At 62.4% G+C, this 21,999-nt stretch carries 15 protein-coding genes; 11 read left to right on the forward strand and 4 right to left on the reverse strand.

All coding sequences use genetic code 11. The features are described from left to right. The first annotated feature begins 7 nt into the window (after positions 1 to 7). The 6 genes from ACQZAB_RS09645 to pgl all read left to right on the forward strand — a co-directional run bounded on the left by ACQZAB_RS09645 (position 8) and on the right by pgl (position 7,934). The gene (locus tag ACQZAB_RS09645) at positions 8 to 412 is read left to right on the forward strand and encodes a fluoride efflux transporter FluC (RefSeq protein ID WP_428389304.1); all 405 of its coding nucleotides are present in this window, start codon (positions 8 to 10) and stop codon (positions 410 to 412) included. Between the two features lie 150 nt (positions 413 to 562). Continuing rightward, on the forward strand, positions 563 to 2,506 hold the full coding sequence (locus ACQZAB_RS09650) for a 2-oxoacid:acceptor oxidoreductase subunit alpha (RefSeq protein WP_428389305.1): 1,944 nt from the start codon (positions 563 to 565) through the stop codon (positions 2,504 to 2,506). A 54-nt stretch (positions 2,507 to 2,560) separates the two neighbouring features. Continuing rightward, complete coding sequence (locus ACQZAB_RS09655) at positions 2,561 to 3,598, forward strand: 2-oxoacid:ferredoxin oxidoreductase subunit beta (RefSeq protein WP_428389306.1); 1,038 nt, start codon at positions 2,561 to 2,563, stop codon at positions 3,596 to 3,598. A 16-nt stretch (positions 3,599 to 3,614) separates the two neighbouring features. Then, a complete protein-coding gene (gene mnmG / locus ACQZAB_RS09660; protein WP_428389307.1) occupies positions 3,615 to 5,552 on the forward strand; it encodes a tRNA uridine-5-carboxymethylaminomethyl(34) synthesis enzyme MnmG in 1,938 nt (645 codons plus the stop codon). Positions 5,553 to 5,593: 41 nt separating this feature from the next. After that, positions 5,594 to 7,111, forward strand: coding sequence for a glucose-6-phosphate dehydrogenase (gene zwf, locus ACQZAB_RS09665; protein WP_428389308.1), 1,518 nt, complete (start codon positions 5,594 to 5,596; stop codon positions 7,109 to 7,111). A gap of 19 nt (positions 7,112 to 7,130) precedes the next feature. Next, entirely contained in the window at positions 7,131 to 7,934 is an 804-nt protein-coding gene (pgl, locus tag ACQZAB_RS09670; protein ID WP_428389309.1) for a 6-phosphogluconolactonase, read from the forward strand. A gap of 9 nt (positions 7,935 to 7,943) precedes the next feature. Here the strand turns inward: pgl and glnA are convergent, their stop codons facing one another. Then, complete coding sequence (gene glnA, locus ACQZAB_RS09675; protein WP_428389310.1) at positions 7,944 to 9,356, reverse strand: type I glutamate--ammonia ligase; 1,413 nt, start codon at positions 9,354 to 9,356, stop codon at positions 7,944 to 7,946. Positions 9,357 to 9,403: 47 nt separating this feature from the next. Beyond that, positions 9,404 to 10,816, reverse strand: coding sequence for a phosphomannomutase/phosphoglucomutase (locus ACQZAB_RS09680; RefSeq protein WP_428389311.1), 1,413 nt, complete (start codon positions 10,814 to 10,816; stop codon positions 9,404 to 9,406). A gap of 65 nt (positions 10,817 to 10,881) precedes the next feature. Here ACQZAB_RS09680 and ACQZAB_RS09685 point away from each other — a divergent pair, with 65 nt between their 5' ends. Continuing rightward, positions 10,882 to 13,917 carry a hypothetical protein gene (locus ACQZAB_RS09685; protein WP_428389312.1) on the forward strand — a complete coding sequence of 1,012 codons (3,036 nt, stop codon included), beginning with the start codon at positions 10,882 to 10,884 and terminating at the stop codon, positions 13,915 to 13,917. 4 nt (positions 13,918 to 13,921) lie between these two features. On the opposite strand, the gene ACQZAB_RS09690 is transcribed toward ACQZAB_RS09685, so the two are convergent. Both ACQZAB_RS09690 and ACQZAB_RS09695 read right to left on the reverse strand, forming a co-directional pair. Next, positions 13,922 to 15,313 (reverse strand): M20/M25/M40 family metallo-hydrolase, encoded by a 1,392-nt coding sequence (locus tag ACQZAB_RS09690; protein WP_428389313.1) that lies wholly within the window; start codon positions 15,311 to 15,313, stop codon positions 13,922 to 13,924. Between the two features lie 69 nt (positions 15,314 to 15,382). Continuing rightward, positions 15,383 to 15,712, reverse strand: coding sequence for a Rieske (2Fe-2S) protein (locus ACQZAB_RS09695; protein WP_428389314.1), 330 nt, complete (start codon positions 15,710 to 15,712; stop codon positions 15,383 to 15,385). 27 nt (positions 15,713 to 15,739) lie between these two features. On the opposite strand from ACQZAB_RS09695, the gene ACQZAB_RS09700 reads away from it, so the two are divergent. The 4 genes from ACQZAB_RS09700 to ACQZAB_RS09715 all read left to right on the forward strand — a co-directional run bounded on the left by ACQZAB_RS09700 (position 15,740) and on the right by ACQZAB_RS09715 (position 21,982). Continuing rightward, a complete protein-coding gene (locus ACQZAB_RS09700) occupies positions 15,740 to 16,558 on the forward strand; it encodes a hypothetical protein (RefSeq protein ID WP_428389315.1) in 819 nt (272 codons plus the stop codon). 122 nt (positions 16,559 to 16,680) lie between these two features. After that, a complete protein-coding gene (locus ACQZAB_RS09705) occupies positions 16,681 to 17,790 on the forward strand; it encodes a hypothetical protein (RefSeq protein ID WP_428389316.1) in 1,110 nt (369 codons plus the stop codon). Between the two features lie 168 nt (positions 17,791 to 17,958). Further along, positions 17,959 to 19,797 (forward strand): phosphoenolpyruvate carboxykinase (GTP), encoded by a 1,839-nt coding sequence (locus tag ACQZAB_RS09710; protein ID WP_428389317.1) that lies wholly within the window; start codon positions 17,959 to 17,961, stop codon positions 19,795 to 19,797. Between the two features lie 115 nt (positions 19,798 to 19,912). Further along, entirely contained in the window at positions 19,913 to 21,982 is a 2,070-nt protein-coding gene (locus ACQZAB_RS09715; protein ID WP_428389318.1) for a M3 family metallopeptidase, read from the forward strand. Positions 21,983 to 21,999: the final 17 nt, after the last annotated feature.

The raw sequence follows: 21,999 nt of genomic DNA on the forward strand, positions 1-21,999 counted from the left end.
AATCGTTTTGAGCCTTTGGTTGAAAGTGCTACTGATCGGCGTCGCCGGGGCTCTCGGGGCTCTGGCCCGCTACGGAACCCATCAGCTCTGTACCTGGGCGCTGCGCGGCTACACCCCCGAGGGCTGGGTCTGGAGCACCCTGCTGGCCAACACCCTCGGTTGCTTCCTGTTTGGAATCGTCTGGGCCCTGACCGAGGGCCGCTGGTCAGGGGCGGTCGAGATCCGCCACGTGGTGCTGGTAGGCTTCCTGGGGTCCTTTACCACGTTCTCAACCTTCGCCTTCGAACTCGTCGGTTTCGGACAGAATCAGCGATATCTCATGCTCTGCTTGCACCTATCAGCTCACCTTTCGCTCGGTGTCGCTGGCGTCGTCCTCGGTCTATGGCTGGGTCACCGGCTGGTTGGGACCTGAGAATCAGACGCAACACCTGTAAATACAGACACGAACATCTTTTGCATAGGCTTTCGTCGACCACCGGCCCTAGCCAAACCCTTGCAGAAGACTAGAATGCTACGGATAATCCATCCCCTTAACAGGCCACCCGTAGAGAGTCATAATTCAATGAGTTCTGGTGAAAGTCTGGTTGCGCCGTCGAAGCCCAGCGAGCGCCTTACATCCGCCGTCATCCGGTTCGCAGGCGACTCCGGCGACGGCATGCAGCTTGCCGGCACGCAGTTCACCGACACCTCCGCGCTCTTCGGCAACGATGTCGCCACGCTGCCCGACTTCCCCGCCGAGATCCGCGCTCCCGCCGGAACCGTCGCCGGGGTCTCCGGCTTCCAGATCAACTTCGCGTCTGAGGACATCCACACACCCGGCGACCGCGTCAACGCACTCATCGCCATGAACCCCGCTGCCCTCAAAGCGCACCTCAGCGACGTCGAGCCCGGCGGGCTCGTCATCGTCAACGAGTCGGAGTTTGACAAAGTCAACCTCCGCAAAGCCAAGTACGAAGACGGCTACAACCCTCTCGACGACCAGGATCTCATGGGCCAGTACCAGCTGGTCCGCGTGCCGATCTCACGGCTCAACAGCGAGGCACTCGCCGACACCGGCCTCGGTGCCAAAGACTGTGGCCGCTGCAAGAACATGTACGCCCTCGGCGTCGTCTACTGGCTCTACGATCGGCCGCTCGACACCACGGTTCAGTTCCTGCAGGACTACTTCGTCAAGAAGAAGAACAAACCGGAAGTCGCCGAAGCCAACATCAAAGCCCTTAAAGCAGGCTTCTATTTCGGCGAAACCGCTGAGATCTTCCCGACACGCTACGAGATCGCCAAGGCGACCATCGCGCCCGGCACCTACCGCAAAATCACAGGTAACGATGCCCTCTCAATCGGTCTGATCGCCGCATCCCAGTTGGCGCAGAAAGAGCTTGTCTACTGCTCCTACCCCATCACGCCAGCGAGCACGATCCTCCACGCGCTTTCTGCACAGAAGCACTTCGGCATCAAGACCTTCCAGGCCGAGGACGAGATCGCCGCCTGCTGTGCCGCCATCGGTGTTTCCTTTACCGGTCGTATCGGCGTGACCGGGACGTCCGGCCCCGGTCTCGCGCTCAAGGCCGAAGCGATGAACCTCGCTTTCATCACCGAGTTGCCGCTTGTCGTGGTCAACGTGCAACGAGGCGGACCCTCGACCGGCCTGCCGACGAAGACCGAGCAGGCCGACCTTCTGCAGGCCATGTACGGCCGCAACTCCGACTCGCCGGTTGTTATTCTCGCGCCCTCGTCGCCTGGCGACTGCTTCGACATAGGCATCGAGGCCGTCCGCATCGCCCTCCAGCACATGACGCCCGTCGTCATCCTTACCGATGGCTACCTCGCCAACGGCGCCGAGCCCTGGGCCATCCCCGATGTCGAAGGCCTTGATCCCATCGAGGTCCATCACGCCACCGATGGTGAAACCTACCAGCCCTACGCCCGCGACAAGAAGGCCGTCCGCCCATGGGCCATCCCGGGTAACCCAGGCACAGAGCACCGCGTTGGTGGTCTTGAAAAAGAGCACATCACCGGCAACGTCTCCTACGACCCCGACAACCACCAGCTGATGACGCTGCTGCGTCACCAGAAGATCGAGAAGATCGCCGACCAGATTCCCCCCATCGAGCCCTACGGCGACGCCGATGCCGACCTCCTGGTCCTCGGCTGGGGCGGGCCCTGCGGGTCCATCTACACCGCCGTCCAGCGTGTCCGAGAGCAGGGTCACAAAGTCGCAGGGGCTCACCTTCGCCACCTCTGCCCGATGCCAAGCAACCTCGGCGACGTCCTCAAGCGCTACCCCAAGATCCTCATCCCCGAGATTAACATGGGTCAGCTGCGCTCGGTGATTCGTGCCAAGTATCTCGTCGATGCTCGCGGGCTCAACAAGGTCCAGGGTCGACCGTTCCTCGTCGAAGAAATGACCCAGGCCATCCACAAGATGCTAGACGGTAGCTGGGGCGAGGCCGAAGCCTACATGCCCCGACAGGGCGAGTTGATTGAACCCAAGCCCTGGACCGACTGATTCATTACATCACGACCGTCAAACCAGCCATTAAGCCCACAAGGCCACCAGAAGATGATTACCCCCAACAAGACCGAAAACACCCCGCTCGCCGTCCTGAAAGCCAAGGACTTCGCTTCCGATCAGGATGTGCGTTGGTGCCCGGGCTGCGGCGACTACGCCATCCTCAAGCAGACCCAGAAGGTGCTCGCCAACCTCGGCGCCCGGCGAGAGAACACCGTCTTTGTTGCCGGCATCGGCTGCTCATCCCGCTTCCCCTACTACATGAGCACCTACGGCTTCCATACGATCCATGGCCGCGGGCCAGCGGTCGCCTCAGGCGTCAAGATCGCCAACCCGGAACTCGATGTCTGGCTCGTCACCGGCGATGGCGACGGACTGTCCATCGGCGGCAACCACCTCATGCACGCCCTTCGACGCAACGTCGGCCTGAACATCATGCTGTTCAATAATCGCATCTACGGCCTGACGAAGGGCCAGTACTCACCCACATCAGAAACCGGCAAGCGCACCCCTTCAACCCCGCTCGGGTCGATCGATCCCCCCTTGGCCCCGTTGTCCATCGCCGTGGCCGCCGAGGCCTCGTTCGTCGCCCGTTCCGTCGATATTGATAAGAATCTCACCGACGTCCTTGAAGCCGCAGCAAAACATCACGGCACCTCTTTTGTCGAGATCTACCAGGACTGCAACGTCTTCAACCACGAGGCCTTCGCCCACGCAACCGGTCGGCAAGGCCTGGACAAGGAAGAACACCTGCTCCGGCTTGAAGCCGGCAAGCCGATGGTCTTCGGCAAGAACCGCGACCGAGGGATCCGCCTCAACGGCATCAAACCCGAGGTCGTCGAGCTCCAGGACGGCATCACCGAGGACGATCTGCTCATCCACGACCCCACGGACCAGAGCCTCGCTTTCCTGCTCAGCCGAATGAGCTATCCCGACTTCCCCGAACCCGTCGGTATTCTTTACGCACAGGAAAAGGCCACCTATGAAGACCTCGTGGAGCAGCAGGTCGCCGGTGCCAAGGCTAAGCGTCCCAACGCTAGCCTCCACGAACTCCTACACGCCGGCGAGACCTTCACCGTCGAAGCCTGACGAGACCCGCTAATACATGCCCGGCACACCCAGCACCAGCTATGACGTCATCGTCATCGGCGGCGGACACGCCGGCGCTGAGGCCGCATGGGCAGCCGCCAACCTGCTCCGCGAACGCTTCGAGGAATCCAATGGCCGAGAAGGCCGTGTAGCACTGGTCACGATTGATCCGCACAAAACCGGCGTCATGTCCTGCAACCCGGCCATTGGCGGTCTCGCCAAAGGCCAGATCGTCCGCGAGATCGACGCCCTAGGCGGGCTCATGCCCCTCGCCGCCGACGCCACCGGCATCCAGTTCCGGGTCCTGAATCAATCTAAAGGTCCCGCCGTCCGCGGCCCCAGATGTCAGAGCGACAAGTACGCCTACGCCCGTGAAGTCCAGCGGCTCCTGAGCACCCGCCCCAACATCCAAACGATCCTCGGCACGGTTGAAGACCTGCTCATCGAAGAGAGCCGTTGTGTCGGCATCAGCCTCACCAACGGCGATCGGCTGCTGGCACCCGCTGTCGTCCTTACCACCGGCACCTTCATGCGTGGGCTCATGCACACCGGCCAGAGCCAGACATCCGGCGGCCGCGTCGGCGAAAAACCCGCTGTTGGCATCTCCCTGACGCTTCAGCGCCTCGGTTTCGAACTCGCTCGCCTCAAGACCGGGACCCCGCCGAGACTCCATGCCGATTCCATCGATCTCGCCGGCCTCGAACGCCAGCCGGGCAACGACAACCCCGAGCCCTTCTCGGATCTCACCAGGCATCCGCTCGCAGATCGTTTGGGCCTTGGCAACCACCCAACCTATGTACGGGTTGCCGCCCGATTCCCGGTGATCGAGCAGCGCGTGTGTTGGATCACCCAGACGACCCCTCAGGTTCACGACGCCATCCGAGCCAATCTCGATCGTGCTCCGATGTACAACGGCCAGATCGAAACGGCCGGCCCGCGTTATTGCCCGTCCATCGAGGACAAGGTCGTGCGTTTCGCCGATCGCACTTCACACCACGTCTTCCTCGAGCCCGAGTCGCTGGAGTCTGACGAGATCTACTGCAATGGTATCTCGACCTCACTCCCAGCAGACGTTCAGGAGCAGGTGGTTCGCGGGATGCCCGGCTGCGAGCACGCGAAGATCATCCGACACGGCTACGCCGTCGAGTACGACATGGTGCCCCCGCATCAGATCGATGCCACCACGATGACCAAACGCTACCCCGGTCTCTTCCTCGCCGGGCAGATCAACGGGACCTCGGGCTACGAGGAAGCCGCCGGCCAGGGATTGATCGCCGGTCTCAACGCCGTCCGCTACAGCCGAGGCGACGACCTCGTGCGTCTCCGCCGAGATCAGGCCTACATCGGCGTGCTCATGGATGACCTGGTCACCAAAACCCCGCGCGAGCCGTATCGGATGTTCACCTCCCGCGCCGAGCATCGCCTGCTGCTCCGCGCCGACAACGCCTGGGACCGGCTCGCCCCGCTGGCCAGAGACTGGGGCCTGCTCGACAAGATCCATCAGAAAGCTGCCGACCTGCGTGACCTTGCGAAACAGGAAGCCGCAGAGCTGATCAACCAGAACAGACACAACCGTATCCCTTTCAACCAGTGGATCCGCCGGCCGGAAATCAACCTCGATCAGGTCGTCGCGGCGATGCAGGAAATATCGGCATCACCGCTGAGTTCAGACCGGCGTATTCTGGCTTCCATCGTGGCCGACAGCCGCTACGCCGGCTATATCGCCCGCCAGCAACGCGAGATCGAGCAACTCATGGAAGACGAGGCCGCTCAACTCCCCACCGACCTCGACTACACCGCCGTGGGTGGCCTCCGCACCGAAGCCGCCCTTGCCCTGAACAAGTTCAAGCCCGCCACCATCGGCCAGGCGACCCGAATCGAAGGCGTCAACCCCGCCGACCTCATGCTGGTCCGCATCTCACTTACCCGTGGTGGTGCACGCCAGGCGAGCTGACCGCTGGCGAGCGCGACTGCGTTTTGACTTATAGTTTGGCCATGCCCAATCCGTCCAGCCAGAACTGTCTGCTTGTGATATTCGGCGCCTCAGGCGACCTCACCAAGCGCAAGCTCATCCCCGCGCTGTTTACGCTCTGGCAAAACGGCAATCTCCCTGAACGCTTCGCCGTAGTCGGTATCGCCAGAACCGACTATTCCGACCAGGCCTATCGCGACGAGCTCTACGACTTCGATCCAAAGGCCTACGGCGAAGACCGAGCCAAATGGCAGGAGTTCTCCTCCCGAGTCCGCTATATCGCGGCTGACTCCACACAGGACGAAGCCTGGTCCGAAATCGAAAGAAGCCTCTGCCAGCTCGCGCAGGAAGTCGGCACCGGCGACAACATCCTCTTCTACCTATCACTGGCTCCCCAGTTCTTCGAGCCGGTCATCAAGAACATCGGCCGCTCAGGCCTCGTCACCGAGGGCCGCCGTTACTGCTCCCTCGGTGCCGACAAGCCCTGGCAGCGCATCGTGATCGAGAAGCCCTTCGGCTCCGATCCATCCTCCGCCGCCAGCCTGAACCAGACACTCGCCGAAGTCTTCGACGAATCAGTCATCTACCGCATCGATCATTACCTCGGCAAAGAGCTGGTCCAGAACATGCTGGTTCTCCGATTTGCCAACTCGCTCTTCGAGCCCATCTGGAACCAGCAATACGTCGATCACGTCCAGATCACCGCCTCCGAGACCGTCGGTGTCGAGGGTCGCGGCTCCTACTACGACTCCCCAGCAGGCGGGGCCATGCGCGACATGGTCCAGAGCCACCTGCTCCAGGTGCTCTCGGTCATCGCGATGGAACCGCCTGTGAGCCTCGATGCCGCAGACATCCGTACCGAGAAGATCAAGATCTTCAAAGCCCTCCGCGTGCCCAAGGCCGACGATATCCCCAACATCGCTGTCCGCGGCCAGTACGGAGCCGGTCAGGTCAACGGCAAGTCGGTCATCGCCTACCGAGATGAGAAAGGCGTCGATCCCGAAAGCCAGACCGATACCTTCGCCGCGATGAACGTCTCGGTCGATACCTGGCGCTGGGGTGGCGTGCCCTTCTACCTCCGTTCCGGCAAGGCCATGGCTCGCAAGCAGACCGAGATCGCCATCTACCTCAAGCCCACGCCCCACGTCCTGTTCCGTGAACAGGCCCGCAAGCTCAAGGCCAATCAGATCCTGATCTCGATTCAGCCCAATGAAGGCATCCGCCTGCGTTTCGAGGGCAAGGTCCCGGGGCTGGGTCTCCAGATCAAAGACGTCGTCATGGACTTCGACTACGTCAAACAGTGGGAGGCCTCCCCGCCCGATGGCTACGCCACCCTGCTGCACGACTGCATCCGAGGCGACCAGACCCTCTTTAAGCACCGCGACGAGATCGAGTGCGCCTGGGACGCCGTCCAGCCCGTCCTCGACTACTGGTCGGAAAATCCTCAGGACGACCTGCCCAACTACAACGCCGGTACCTGGGGACCCTCCAGCGCCGACATCATGATGGCCAAAGACGGCCGCTACTGGCACAACCTCTAGCACCGAACCGGAACCCAACGTGAGCGCGACCGAACTCCAACTTCCAGGCGACCTCTGCATCGCACCCGATACCGACACCCTGTTCGAGCACCTCGGCAGGGCCCTGATCGCCAGTGCCGAACGCGCTATCGACCAGCGAGGTGTCTTCCACCTCGCTCTCTCAGGCGGGTCCACCCCCGAACCCTTCTACATCCGGCTGATGACCGACCCGACCTTCCGCGGGTTCCCCTGGGAGAAGACCCACATCTGGCTGGTCGATGACCGCCGCGTGCCCTTCCACGACGACAAGAGCAACTGGAAGATGATCCGCGAAGCCCTCGCCGATCACGTCCCTATGCGCGCCAGCCAGAAGCACCCCATGCCCGTGATGGATCAGGACCCCGCCGCTGCCTACGAAGCCGAACTCGCAGAAGTCTTTGGCATCGACCCGAGTCCCGGCAAGGCTCCCATCCCTCGCATCGACTTCATTCTCCTCGGCATGGGCGGTGACGCCCACACCGCCTCACTCTTCCCCGAGTCCGATGCCATCCAGGTCGACAACCGCTGGATCGTGGTCAACGAGGGCCCCAAAGTCACGCCTCCCGACCGCGTCACGATGACCTTCCCACTGATCAACGCCGCACGAGCAGTTGCTGTGCTGCTCGCCGGGGCTGGAAAAGCCGAGAAGCTGCAAGAAGTCGCCAACGCCATCAACAACGGCCGAGTCGACCTGAACCTCCTGCCGATCACAGGCATCCATCCGGAACGATTCGTCCCCGATACCCTCGAAGGCGAACCCGGCAACCTCACCTGGTTCCTCGACGAGCCCGCGGCAGGGCGGTAGCCGATTGACTCAGACGTCGAAGTACATGCAGAACTCGTACGGGTGAGGTCGCTGTCGCAGCGCATCGATTTCATTCTCCCGCTTGTAACGGATCCAGTAACGGATCGTGCTCTCGGTGAACACACCCTCGGGTAGCAGATACTCATGGTCCTTCTCGAGCGCTACCAGGGCCGATTCAAGGTCTGCCGGTGCCCGCTCCAGCCCCGCCGTCGTCTCTGGTTCGAGGTCGTATACGTTCCGATCCAGCGGTTCACCCGGATCGATCTTGTTCTTGATCCCGTCGATCGCCGCCATGAGGATCGCCGCGAAGGCCAGGTAGGGATTCGCCGAAGAATCCGGACACCGAAACTCGATCCGCTTCGACTTCGGATTCTGGTGATACACCGGTATCCGGATCGCCGCCGAGCGATTCCGCGAGGAATAGCACAGGTGTACCGGTGCCTCGAAGCCCGGCACCAGCCGTTTAAAAGAATTGGTCGTCGGGTTGGTGAATGCCAGCAGCGACGGCGCGTGCTTCAGGATGCCACCGATCGCATACAACCCCAGCTGCGAAAGCCCCGCGTAGTGATTGCCGGCAAAAAGCGGCTTACCCTGCTTCCACAACGAAAAATGCGTGTGCATCCCAGAGCCGTTGTCACCCCAAAGCGGTTTCGGCATAAACGTCGCCACACGCCCGTGCCGCGCCGCCACCTGCTTCACCGCGTACTTGTACATCATGCACATGTCCGCCATCCGCAGCAGCGGGGCGTAAAGCAGGTCGATCTCCGCCTGCCCGCCCGTCGCAACCTCATGATGATGCGCCTCAACCGGCAGCCCCATCTCTTTCATCACGGCGCACATCTCCGACCGCAGGTCCGTCATCGAATCGACTGGCGGGATCGGGAAATACCCCTCCCGCTGACGCACCTGATGCCCGAGATTCGTGGGCTCCCGCTTCCCACGATTCCAGATGCCCTCAGGCGAATCCACCGCATAGCTCGCCGCGTTCACCGTCTGGTCGTAGTGCACACTGTCGAAAACGAAAAACTCCAACTCGGGACCAAAAACCGCCTGGTCCGCGATCTTCGTCTTCTTGAGGTAAGCCTCGGCCTTCTTGGCGATCGATCGCGGGTCTCGCGAGTACTGCTTCTTCGTCACCGGGTCCTTGACGTCACAGATGATCGCCAGAGTCGGCCTCTCAAGAAAAGGGTCGCGATGCGCCGTGCCCGCCACCGGCATCAGCAGCATGTCCGACTCGTTGATCGCCTGCCACCCCCTGATCGAAGAACCGTCGAAGCCAAAACCTTTCGTGAAGGCCTCCTCCACCAGGTGCGTCGCCTCATACGTCACGTGCTGCCAGAGACCCGGAAAGTCCATGAACCGGCAATCGACGTACTCGATCCGCTCTTTCTTGATGAGGGCAATCACCTGCTTAGGCGTCATAGCAGCTCCATATCCGTAAAAGGCCAGCGATCCGCAGGCTTCGCAACTCAGTGACCCACCGCCACCTCGCCCAACCGGGGCTTGAGTTCACCAAGAAGCGTTTCGAGAGTCTCTGCATCTTTCGCTTCCGCATTCAGCCGCAGCAGCGGCTCGGTGTTGGACGCACGAACGTTGAACCACCAGCCCCTGGTCTTGAAGCAGTCGATGGTCACGCCGTCCAGTTCATCAATCTCGGCCCCGTCCGCGTGATCCCTCTTTAAACCGGCCAGCACAGCATCCTTGTCTTCCGTGCGGAAGTTGATCTCGCCCGACTGCGGGTACTTCTGATAGGGCTTGATCAGGCTGCTCAGGGGCTGATCGTTCTCGGCCAGAACACCGAGCGCGACCGCCAACAGGATCGCTCCCGAGTCCGCGAAGTTGTTGCCCTTGAAGTAGAAGTGACCCGAAAGCTCACCGCCGAACACGCCATCTGTCTCACGCAGAAGAGCTTTCATAAAGACATGCCCAACCCGCGACTTTGCCGGCGTCCCGCCAGCACTCTCGATCGCCTCCTGCACCGACTTGCTCGACCGCAAATCGTAGATGATCGTCGACCCCGGATGACTCTTGAGAAAATGGCCGGCCAGCCAGGCCGTCAGGTGATCGCAGCCGATCGTCGCCCCGTTCTCATCGACCAGCATGCAACGGTCGGCGTCGCCATCGAAGCAGGCCCCCAGATGCGCACCATGCTCACGCACCCCCTCTTGGGTCGGCACCATGTTCTCTGCAACCAGCGGGTTCGGATCGTGAACGAACGAACCAGTGATCTCAAAGTTCAGCTTAATGATCTCGAGATTCTCCACCCCATCAAAAACCTGCGGCACCAGCTTCCCCGCCATCCCATTCGAGGCATCCACAAAGAGCTTGAGCGGACGCTTGAGCTTCGGCAGAAAGCTCTGCACGTGCTCCCGGTACTCGACCCACAGGTCCATCTCCTCCAAGGAACCAACCGGCTCCGAAGTGCTGCCATGGGCCTCGGCCGCATAGCCCTCGATCGTCTTGAGCCCCGTATCGGCACCGATCGGCTTGGCCTGGGCCCCCGAAATCTTGAATCCGTTGTATTCAACCGGATTGTGAGAGGCCGTCGTCTGCACGCCACCCACCGCGTCCAGATGCGGGATCGCGAAATACAGAAACGACGTGTCCGCCATGCCCAGATCCACCACGTCCATCCCGGTCGTGCGGATCCCGTGGATCAGAGCCGCCGCCAGCTTAGGCGAGTGTGGCCTCATATCCCGCGTTACCAGCACCCGACCCGGTCCGCCATGCTGCTCCTTGAGAAACCGCCCGGCCCCCACACCCACCGCATAGGCCTCCTTCTCTCCAAGGGGATCCGGGTGGAGGGCACGCACGTCATAAGCCTTGAATATCTTTGGAAACATCACTTCTCTCGGTATCTGAAGGTCAAAAGGGGTCTGCAAACCTCAAATCATATCGCCTGCCCCCATTCACGCAGGTCCATCGCCCCGGCAGGTAGACTTGTGGCATGCAGCGTGTTCTCACCATCGCAGCCGCCTCGATCGTGGCCGCCCTGATTCTCTGGTTCGCCCTCACCACAGGTCCGGTCATTACCGAAGACGACCGCCCCAGAACGACCGGCCCCATCGAGCTGCCGGACGCCTTCGACGGCACGAACCTCCAGGAACTCGACGCCATCACCCCACCCCTCTCCGATCAGGGCACAATCTTTCTGGCTGAACAGCGAACCTGGCTCACCTGGACCACGCTGAAGCCCGAGCCCGATGGCATCTTCGAGATCCAGGGTCCCGTTGCTCGCACGGCCCTCGCCGACGGCAGCGTCCTGGAGATCGTTGCCAACGAAGGCAGCTTCTTCGCCCCCCAGCGACAACCGCGGCATGGCGAATTCAGAGGCGAAGTCGTCATCAACCTCTACCGCACCGAGGCCGGCGAACCTCCGAAATATGGAGCCGATGACGACGTGCTCGCTCGCGCTTACCTCGACGAGGTACGCTTCGACCTGGAGATTGGCCTGCTCGAAGCCATCGGCCCGCTGCACCTCACTGGCCCCGCCTTCGACTTCAAGGGCCAGCGCCTGCTGGTCCGCTACAACCAGCTGCTCGATCGACTCGAAGAATTACGGATCGACGAGAGCCAGAGCCTGCGCATCAAGTCCGATCAGCTGCTCGCCGATGCGGAAACGTCTTCCGCTTCACCCCCCACAACGACCCCAGACACCGCACCCGCCTCCACGAACGCAGAACCGACGCAGTCCTATCAATTGACCCTGACCGACATGATTCAGGCGCAAATCATGGGCGATCGTGCCATTTTAACCGGGCAGACCCTCCAGGCCCTCTTCAGCTTCGAGCGGATCGCGGCCAGCACACCAACCAGCGATCTCTCCGCTTCGCCCACGGCAGCTGAGCAGACACCTCAGCCAGCCGAAACCACCGTCGCTTTCAACCCTGAAGAAGTCCAGACAGCAGACCGAACCCCAACCGACCGCTCTCTCTGCCCAGTCGAACCCACCGACACGATCATCTCCTGGCGAGGACCCCTTACGGTCGCGCCAGCAGAAGTCATACCCGGTTTGCCCATGCCCGAGCCCGGTCAGGTCATCGGCCGGTTGCTTGGCAGCAACCCGCAGGACCCCGCGCTGCTGGTCACCGACAACGCCCGCGTCGCCGCCGACGCCATCGGCTACGACAGCCTGAATCAGACCTTCTGGGCCGAAGCCCTGACCGAAGCCATCCCCGCCGTGCTCAGAACCGCCGAAGCCGGCACGGTACAAGCCGACCGGCTGGCCTACAGCCTCGAGCTGCGCACCGCAGAACTCGACGGCCCGGGTGCCTGGGAGGCTGGGCCATCGATCGCAGACGAGCACCCCCACGCCCGCGACATGACTTGGCAAAACCGCCTCACTTTCCAGCTCACAGACACACCGCAAGGCATCGGCCCGATCGCACAACTGCAGTCCGCTCAGGCAACCGGCTCAGTCAGCCTCAGCCTGGATGAGGGGTATGTCGATACCGAATCGCTGGCCTTCGTCCGCCAGGAGAACAACCAAGCCCTTTTGATCGCCAGCGAAGGCGTCAACGCCATCTACGCCCCAGCCGACACCAACGAACCCTCAGAGCCCCCGCTGACCCTCATGGCCGATTCCGCTCAGATAAGGATTCAGGAGACGGACACCATCCAGCCGCTGGAAGTCGCCGCACAAGGGGCCGCTCGACTCACCCAGGGCACCCAGTCAGCAAGAGCCGAATCACTCCGCGCTACCCTCCTCCAGGACCCCTCCAATCCCAATCAGCCCGTGCTCGATCGCATCCTTGCCGCCGGCGATATCGTCCTGAGTGACACCGAGGACCGGGTCGAAGCCACCGGCCAGAACCTGACCATCTTCGCCCAGCAGCGAGAGGCCATCCTCCAAGGCGGACAAAATCCGGAAGACGAATGGGCGTCACTCAGCCGCGCCAACAGCAAACTGGAAGGTCTCTCCATTTCCGGCTGGCAGGATCAGGGGCTACTCGCTGTCGATGGCCCAGGCCGCGTGACACACACCATCACGCCGCCGCCGTCGACGCAGGCAACACCCGCCTTGCCACCATTGCCGGGACTCGAACCCCGCCAGCCACGCTCGGCCACTGAGATCACCCCGCTAACGGACATCCAGGTGAACTGGTCGCAAGGCATGACCTACAACCAGCAAGCCGGACTGGTGCGCGCGCAAGGCGACGTAAGAGGCCGTCTCGAACGAGGCGACGAGACCGCCACCCTCGCCGTCGATGAAGTCCGCATCGGCCTTGATCCAAATGGCTCACCATCCGCAGACCCGGGTGCCAACCCACAGGCGATCCGCACGATCCTGGCAACCGGCAACGCCGAGCTCGCCTACGCCCGCCACAATCCGCTGGACGACCGCACCATCCGCACCACACTCCACGGGCCAACCATCGCCTACGACCGCGACGCAGCCTCCGCCGAAGTCCTTGGCGACGGCTGGCTGCTCTACGAAGCCTTCGGCACACCAGAAAACCTAAACGCGACTGACGCCGGCCCGGGTGTCTTCCCGATCGACCTGCAAGCCGGCAACGCCCAGCGAGGGCTCCTCATCTGGAACGACCTGATGACCCTCGATCTCGAATCACAACAGGCTCAGGCCGATGGCGGGGTCGAGTTGATGTACGAGGCCAGCAACGAACAACCGATCTTCATCGATGCTCGCAGCATGACAGCTCAGTTCGTTGGCCTTGCCGCTCAAGATCGAAACGCCTCGCCTGATCTCCGCGAAATCCGAGCCCTGCAGGACGTCCAGATCGTCAACGACCAGCGGCTGATCACGGCCGATGGCCTAAGCTTCGACACCGCCCTGAGAACCGTCGTGCTCTGGGCCGAAGAAGATGGACTGGTCCGCGAAGCCAGCCCCGACCAGCCAGCAGGGTTTGCCGCAAAACGGGTTCGCTGGGTCCTCGATCGCGACGAAGTCGATGTGCTCGAACCCGCACCCGTCACCCTGCCTGTCGGCGATCTGGATCGCCGCCCCAGCAGATTCCGCCGCTAGTACACTAACTCGCAGCCATCTCCGCGAGCAAAGCAATATGCGTCCGGATCCCCAGCTTGAAACGCTCGATCCCGAAGTGCTCATTAGGCGAATGGATGGCATCGGTCTCAAGACCGAAACCCAGCAGCATGCTGTCCAGACCGAGTTGCGTCTTGAACTCAGCCACGACCGGAATCGTCGCGCCCTCTCGAACCAGAGCAGGGGGGTTGCCTGTTGTCCGTTTCACCGCACGTGAGGCCGCCTCGATGTAAGGCGAGTCGGTGGGAGTAGCCACGGAAGCCGCCTTGCCCAGGCAGTCGATGCGCTCCCACGTACACGGCCCGATGTCGCGCCCGCGCAACCACGCTTCGAACTGGCTGGCCACCTTCTCTGGGTCCATCGCCGCCGGTATCCGGAAACTCACCTTCGCCTTCGCCACGGCCGGCAGCACCGTTTTCGCCCCTTCACCCGTATAGCCGCTGCAGAGCCCATTGATATCGCAGCTCGGCCGCGCCCAACGACGCGTCAGCGTGTCCAGCCCCGCCTCGCCGTAAGCAGACCCGCCCACCGGCCCGAGATAATCCGACTCCTCAAAATCGAGTTCCGCCCACCGCTTACGCTCATCCTCCGTGACCTCGGCCACATCGTCGTAAAAGCCCGGAATCGCAATCCGATGGTTCTCGTCGAAAAGCTGCCCAAGCACACGCGTCAGAATCGTGGCGGGATTGGCCGTGGTGCCGCCAAACACGCCCGAGTGCAGATCAATCCGAGGACCACGCAGCGCAAGATCGAAATACACCAAACCCCGCAGGGCATAGCAGATCGCCGGCAAACCCGGCTTCCACATGCTCGTATCCGAAATCACCACGATGTCCGCTGCCAGCCGCTCCTTCTCGCGCGCTAGAAACGCAGGCAGGTTCTCGCTGCCATGCTCCTCCTCGCCTTCGATCAGCACCGTGACAGGACAAGGCAGCTTCTCGCCCGCTTCGTGATAAGCACGGAGCGCCTCAAGAAACGTCATCACCTGCCCCTTGTCGTCGCAGGCACCCCTCGCGAACACCGCCGGCCCGTCACGACCCTCTGCAATCGTCGGCTCGAACGCAGGCGTCTTCCATTCATCCAGAGGATCAGGCGGCTGGACGTCATAGTGCCCATAAAACAGTACCCGTGGGGCACCAGGGTTAACCACAAGCGCATCCGGCGCCTTCGCCACCACCGCTGGATGCCCACCGGTCTCCAACACCTCCACCTCAAGACCGGAGCCACGCAGGTGTTCAGCCACCCACTCAGCGCCCTTACGGCAATCCTCCGCGTGCTTCGGATCGGTACTCACCGAAGGAATCCGAAGCAACGCCATCATCCGTTCGAGTGCGGCATCTTCCAGGTTTTCAGCCGACTTCAGCACATCATCAAGCATCTCAATCAATCACTTTCTTGTTGAAAATCAAAGCGAGCATGCACCAACAGACACGTCAGCCCGAAACTCTCAGCTCTCCATGCCCTCACGATCCAGATCAACCTCCACCACCCCATCACGCTCACGCACCGGAAACACCTTTACCGGCTCATCCATCGGATCATCAACATTCTGGCCGTTTCGTAGATTAAACGTGTAAGCATGGTACGGACAGGTAATCACCAGCCCCTGCCGCTCGCCCTGATCAAGAGGCAATCCGGCATGGGGGCAGATGTTCTCGATCGCGTGCAGCTTGCCATCGATCCGGAAAACCACCACAGGCGTTTCCGCCACCCGGCACGCAGACTGGCAGGATTCTGGATAATCCGCCGCAGGTCCCACCTCGGTCCAGTTGGCCATCTCGCATATCCTCCGTAGGATCCAGGCGTGTCATCCATCCCAAAAAGCCGCCAGCAAGACAGCCACAACGACAGCCAGTGTACGCGCTGCCTGCCCCTCGTTCGCGAACTTACCGAGCGAGCACTCGCCATGGCTATCGACGCATCCCCGCACGCACCCCGCGCTCGAGAAGGCGAATCCATCAGATCCCTCGCTTCAATCCTGCCTCTGGCCAGGCAGGCCGTCGGCCTCCCACACGATTCGGCTTTCGAGGCCCCACCACCAGGCATCGTCCGCTGGACCGATGGCCTCGGACACAGCCGCCCCAGCTACGGCTACCTCGCCAGCCGCCTCCTCCAACGAGCAGGCCGGCCGGTACCCGATCTCCCGCCAACCAAAGCCGAACCAGAATCGCCCGAGGCCCATGTCCACGACCTCTGGAACGAGTTGCTCCAGGTGCCCGCGGAATCCGAGCCCTCCATCGTCCATCCGGATCAAGCCAGCCCGGAGCCGCTGTTCACCCAGCAACCCGACGACTCCCCCGATGAGTGGACCTACCGCGAACTCGTCGGCCTCCACGGCCTGATGACACTGGCAAGGATCAAGGCCGACCCGAAACTCGCTGACCAGGCGGCCCGCGTTGCCCTCCACCACGTTGAGCACACCCAGCCCGACTACACCACCTACCAGCCCTGGGCACTCTATTGGTTCATCCGCTGGCAACCCACCGCCACCTTCGGCGAGCAGCAGCTCCACGATGTCGCCACACACCTCGCCGTTGAAGGCCCCCCAGGAGCACTCGTCCCCGCACTCCTACTCGCCGACGCCCTGATCGATCTCGAGCACGAGGCCAAACACCAGGCATGATCCTACGAGCCACCTTCTGCATCTGCCTTCTAACGCTGCCCGCTCTCGCACAGCCGCTGATCCCCCCTCTGGAACCGGAAGAGCCAACAAGTACCGACGCAGTTGTCGACACATCGACGAACATGAACCCGGCGACGCCCACCGAACAACCGGACACACAGCAAACCCTCCAGTCACTCACTCAGCAAGCCCACCAGCTACTGACAGCGAAGCAGACACAAGCCAACCTACTCATCGAACTCGCTAATCAGGCCGACGACCTGATCGATGGCCTCACCAACCCGCAGGACCAGCTCACCGCTGAGATCATCCGACTCGGTGCCTACGCCCACCTGGCCGAGCAGGCCCGCCAGTCTGGACTGCAGACCGTAGCCGCCTTCCGTTACGCCCAGGTCCGTGGCGTCGCCTCTCGCGTAGCACCCATCGACCACCCGCTCGCCAACCGCATAGCCATCACCTGGCAACTGCTCGCCGATCTGGGCGAAGTCCACGCGCTCGACGCCCCACGCGGTGATCTCCTCGCAGCCGTTCTGACCTACCTTTCACAGGCCACGGAGCAGGCCAGCAAAGCCACCAGTGAGCTACGCTGGAACGCCATTCGCAAGCTGGTGCTTGAACGTACGATCGCCCTCCAACTCGAACAGGGCAACGCTAGAGCCGCCACAGCGCTGGCCGAACCCTTGCTCGCTGGAGGCGACGATTCCCCCCATACGCAGCAGGCGATCGATCTCGCAGCCAGACTCGACCAACCCGTCCCGCCCGTGCTGATTCGAGCCCTAGACCGCCGGGCAGGCGCAGAAACCGAACGTCTCCAGGCAGTTGCCCTCGTCGCCTGGGGCCAGCCCCTCGATCCCCAGATCGCTTCCGAACTCGAAACCCTCCGCGATACCCGCGGCCTCATCCCGATCGAGCCCCGCCTCGTCGTCGTCGGCGGGTCCCAACGCCCACCCCTCCTGCCCGGTTGGGATGGAGCCTCGTCATGGATCCCCGCCGATGACGCGATCCGCCTGACCGAAGCCGGTATCACCCAACTACCCGCCTACATCGTCGTCGATGAATCGGGCCGACTGGCCGCCGCCGGACACGGCCCCACCACGCTCCGCCGAGCTCGACTGCTGGCCGCGGTCATCGAGGCCCAGACACCCCCACCTCCCCCTTTAGACCTTTTAAACCCTCCCCTCAACGGAGATCTAGGCGAAAACAGAAATCTAAACCTCCCCCTTGCTGATTAAAGGATTGATTGGTATTTTAGAAGGTACCGTTAGGCTCAGACTAAAACAGTCGGCCTGCGTACCGAGCCCCGGATACGGCGTTCGGGGCCCATCTCGATTCACTGTTTCGACAAGACGGGAGCACCCATGACTACCTTCGCCTCTCCGACGTTCAAACAAGGAAACGCCATGACCAGCAACGAGAAACTCAAGGCATGGGTCGAAGATGTCGCCGAACTCACCACGCCAGAAGACACCGTCTGGTGCGACGGCTCCAAAGACGAATACCAGCGCATGCTCGACCTGATGGTCGAAGGCGGAACCGCCCAGTGGCTCAACCAAGGCAAGCGCCCCAATTCCATCCTCGTCCGGTCCGACCCCGCCGACGTCGCACGTGTCGAAGACCGAACCTTCATCTGCTCCAAAAGCAAAGCCGATGCCGGTCCCACCAACAACTGGAAAGACCCCGAGGAAATGAAGGCCATCCTCATGCCCCTCTTCAAGGGCTGCATGCGAGGACGAACCCTCTACGTCATCCCCTTCAGCATGGGGCCCGTCGGCTCGCCCATCGCTCACATCGGCGTCGAACTCACCGATTCCCCCTACGTCGTCGCCAACATGCACATCATGACCCGCGTCGGCAAGCCCGTGCTCGATGTCCTCGGCGACGACGGCGACTACGTCCCCTGTGTCCACTCCGTCGGAATGCCACTCATTGACGAAAACGGCCACAAAATCGACGACGTCCCATGGCCCTGCAACGCTGACAACAAGTACATCACCCACTTCCCCGAAACCAAGGAAATCTGGTCCTTCGGCTCGGGTTACGGCGGCAACGCGCTGCTCGGCAAGAAGTGCTTCGCCCTCCGCATCGCCTCCGTGATGGCCAAAGAGCAGGGCTGGCTCGCCGAGCACATGCTCATCCTCAAACTTACCGGCCCCAACGGCATCAAGAAGTACATCGCCGCCGCCTTCCCCTCCGCATGCGGCAAAACCAACCTCGCGATGCTCAACCCGACCATCCCCGGCTGGAAAGCCGAGTGCGTCGGCGACGACATCGCATGGATGAAGTTTGGCGAAGCCTCCAAAGGACAGGAAGAAGGCCGCCTCTACGCCATCAACCCCGAAGCCGGTTTCTTCGGCGTAGCGCCAGGCACGTCCGACCAGTCCAACCCCAACGCCATGCGTTCCATCGAAGCCAACTCGGTCTTCACCAACTGCGGACTCACCGATGATGGCGACGTCTGGTGGGAAGACATGACCGAAGAACCACCCAAGCACCTCATCGACTGGCATGGCGAGGACTGGCGACCCTACTCCGAGAAAACCGCCGCCCACCCCAACGCACGCTTCACCGCCCCCGCCGCCCAATGCCCGGTCATCGCCGAGGAATGGCAGGACCCCAAGGGCGTTCCCATCGATGCCATCCTCTTCGGAGGACGCCGTGCCTCCGTCGTTCCGCTCGTCACCGAAGCCATCTCCTGGCAGCACGGCACCTTCCTCGGATCGGTCATGTCCAGCGAAAAAACCGCCGCCGCCGCCGGCAAGGTCGGTGTCCTCCGCAGAGACCCCATGGCCATGCTCCCATTCTGCGGATACCACATGGCCGACTACTGGCAGCACTGGATCGATCTCGGAAAGAAAGTCAACGGATCCCTGCCCGAAGGCAAAATGCCCAAGATCTTCTACGTCAACTGGTTCCGAAAGAGCCCCGAAGGCAAGTGGCTCTGGCCCGGCTTCGGCGACAACAGCCGCGTCCTCAAATGGGTCGCCGAACGCTGCGACAACTCGGCCGAAGCCATCGACACACCCCTCGGCAGGATGCCCACCCGCCAGGCCCTCGACCTCTCCGGCCTCGACCTCCCCGAAGACGACTTCGAGGAACTCATGAGCGTCGACGTCGACGGCTGGCTCGCAGAAATGGACTCGATGAGAGAACACTTCGCCCAGTTCGGCGACAAACTCCCCGCCGAACTCACCCAGGAACTCAACGACCTCGAAACCAGACTCAAGGCCGCCAAAGCCTGAGCCCTTCGCTCCGCCCACACAAACTTCTCTCTTCTCTCAGGCCCCGCCAGTCAACAGGCGGGGCTTTTTCTATGCTTTCACTATCTATCCAACCCACGCAGGAAGTTTCAGTTCCATGACCACATCAGCCGACAACCCCCTACTGATCACCACCGGACTCCCCGCCTTCGACCGCATCGAGCCCGCCCACGTCGAGCCGGGCGTCCGCGCCGCCCTCGCCGCCGTCACCGAGCAGTTCGAGGCCATCGAAGCCAACGCAGGACCCACCTGGGACGCCGTCATGGCACCCCTCGAACGCCTCGAAGCCCGCTTCCCCTACTTCTGGTCGCCCGTCGGCCACCTCATGTCCGTCAAAGACTCCGACGACCTCCGCGCCGCCTACGAAGCTATCCAGCCAGAGGTCGTCGCTTTCGGCCTCCGCGCCGGCCAGAGCAAGCCCATCTACGAAGCCCTCGTCGGCCTCCGCGACGGGCCCCACTGGCCCTCACTCACCCCCGCACAGCAGCGAGCCGTCACCCTCCGCATCCAGGCCGTCGAACGCTCAGGCGTCGCCCTCGAAGGCCAAGCCAAAGAGCGCTTCGAGGAGATCGCCAAGACCCTCTCCAAACTCGCCACCGACTTCTCCAACCACGTCCTCGACGCCACCAAGGCCTTCGAGCTCATCATCACCAACCCCGCCGACACCGAAGGCTGGCCCACCAGCCTCCGCCAACTCGCCGCCGCCTCTCACCGCGACGCCAACGAAGGCTCCGAAGCCACGCCCGATAACGGGCCCTGGCGAATCACCCTCGACTACCCCAGCCTCGGCCCCTTCATGGAGCACAGCCGCAACCGCGCCCAGCGAGAACTGGTCTACAGAGCCTCCAACACCAAAGCCTCCTCAGGCGATCTCGACAACACCCCGCTCATCGATCAGATCCTCGAAAACCGCCGCGATAAAATCCAGCTCCTCGGTTTCGACACCTACGCCGACTACAGCCTCGATGCCAAAATGGCCCCAAGCGTCGACAAAGTCCGCGACATGCTCCATCAACTCGCTGACGCAGCCAAACCCATTGCCGAGAAAGAACTCGAAGAACTCCGCGCCCACGCCAAAACGCTCGGCCACGAAGACGAACTCAAGCACTGGGACATCGCCTTCTACCGCGAGCGCCTCCGCGAGCAGAAGTTCGACTTCACCGACGAGCAACTCCGCCCCTACTTCCCGCTGCCACGCGTACTCGACGGCCTCTTCTCACTCTGCACGCGTCTCTTCGGCATCACCTTCGAGCAGGCCGACGCCGACGCCCCGCGCTGGCACGACGATGTTCGCTACTACCGCGTCCTGAACGAGCAATCCGAGCAGGTTGCAGGCTTCTACCTCGACCCCTACGCCCGACCCGCCGACAAGCGGGGCGGCGCCTGGATGGACCAGTGCCTCGGCCGCATGCGTCGCGAATCCGGCCTCCAACTCCCCATTGTTCACCTCGTCTGCAACGGTACCCCGCCCGTCGATGGCAAACCCTCACTCATGAGCTTCCGCGAGGTCGAAACCCTCTTCCACGAATTCGGCCACGGCCTTCAGGGCATGCTCACCACCGTCGACGTTGCAGACGTCGCCGGTATCAATGGCGTCGAGTGGGACGCCGTTGAACTCGCCAGCCAGTTCATGGAAAACTGGTGTTACCACAAACCCACCCTCCTCGGCATGACCGCTCACGTCGACACCGGCGAACCCCTCCCTGATGACCTCTTCAACAAGATCGTCGCCGCACGAACCTTTATGACCGGCTGGATGACCCTCCGCCAGGTCGAGTTCGCCCTCACCGACCTCGCCCTCCACCACGACCCCACCAACGGCCGCACCCCCTCCGAGATCCACCGCGAGATCAGCGAGCAGATCTCCCCCATGCCCGCGCTCCCGGAAGACCGCTTCCTCTGCGCCTTCTCGCACATCTTCGCCGGAGGCTACGCCGCCGGCTATTACAGCTACAAGTGGGCAGAAGTCCTCTCCGCCGACGCCTTCGCCGCCTTCGAAGAAGCCGATCTCGACGACGAGACCGCCGTCACCAAGCTCGGCCACCGATTCCGTGACACCGTCCTCGCCCTGGGCGGCGGCCGCCACCCCATGGACGTCTTCCGCGACTTCCGCGGCCGCGAACCCCAGATCGACGCCCTCCTCCGCCACACCGGCCTGAAAGGCTAGCCTGACCGGTCGCGCGA

This window comes from Mucisphaera sp., from assembly GCF_965279675.1.
In the GTDB taxonomy this organism is placed as follows: Bacteria; Planctomycetota; Phycisphaerae; order Phycisphaerales; family Phycisphaeraceae; genus Mucisphaera.

What these genes read in the sequence shown, in the direction of transcription:
- ACQZAB_RS09650 (WP_428389305.1), top strand. Translation starts at nt 563, where the DNA reads ATGAGTTCTGGTGAAAGTCTGGTTGCGCCGTCGAAGCCCAGCGAGCGC.
- ACQZAB_RS09655 (WP_428389306.1), top strand. Translation starts at nt 2,561, where the DNA reads ATGATTACCCCCAACAAGACCGAAAACACCCCGCTCGCCGTCCTGAAA.
- mnmG (WP_428389307.1), top strand. Translation starts at nt 3,615, where the DNA reads ATGCCCGGCACACCCAGCACCAGCTATGACGTCATCGTCATCGGCGGC.
- zwf (WP_428389308.1), top strand. Translation starts at nt 5,594, where the DNA reads ATGCCCAATCCGTCCAGCCAGAACTGTCTGCTTGTGATATTCGGCGCC.
- glnA (WP_428389310.1), bottom strand. Translation starts at nt 9,356, where the DNA reads ATGACGCCTAAGCAGGTGATTGCCCTCATCAAGAAAGAGCGGATCGAG.
- ACQZAB_RS09685 (WP_428389312.1), top strand. Translation starts at nt 10,882, where the DNA reads ATGCAGCGTGTTCTCACCATCGCAGCCGCCTCGATCGTGGCCGCCCTG.
- ACQZAB_RS09690 (WP_428389313.1), bottom strand. Translation starts at nt 15,313, where the DNA reads ATGCTTGATGATGTGCTGAAGTCGGCTGAAAACCTGGAAGATGCCGCA.
- ACQZAB_RS09695 (WP_428389314.1), bottom strand. Translation starts at nt 15,712, where the DNA reads ATGGCCAACTGGACCGAGGTGGGACCTGCGGCGGATTATCCAGAATCC.
- ACQZAB_RS09705 (WP_428389316.1), top strand. Translation starts at nt 16,681, where the DNA reads ATGAACCCGGCGACGCCCACCGAACAACCGGACACACAGCAAACCCTC.
- ACQZAB_RS09710 (WP_428389317.1), top strand. Translation starts at nt 17,959, where the DNA reads ATGACCAGCAACGAGAAACTCAAGGCATGGGTCGAAGATGTCGCCGAA.
- ACQZAB_RS09715 (WP_428389318.1), top strand. Translation starts at nt 19,913, where the DNA reads ATGACCACATCAGCCGACAACCCCCTACTGATCACCACCGGACTCCCC.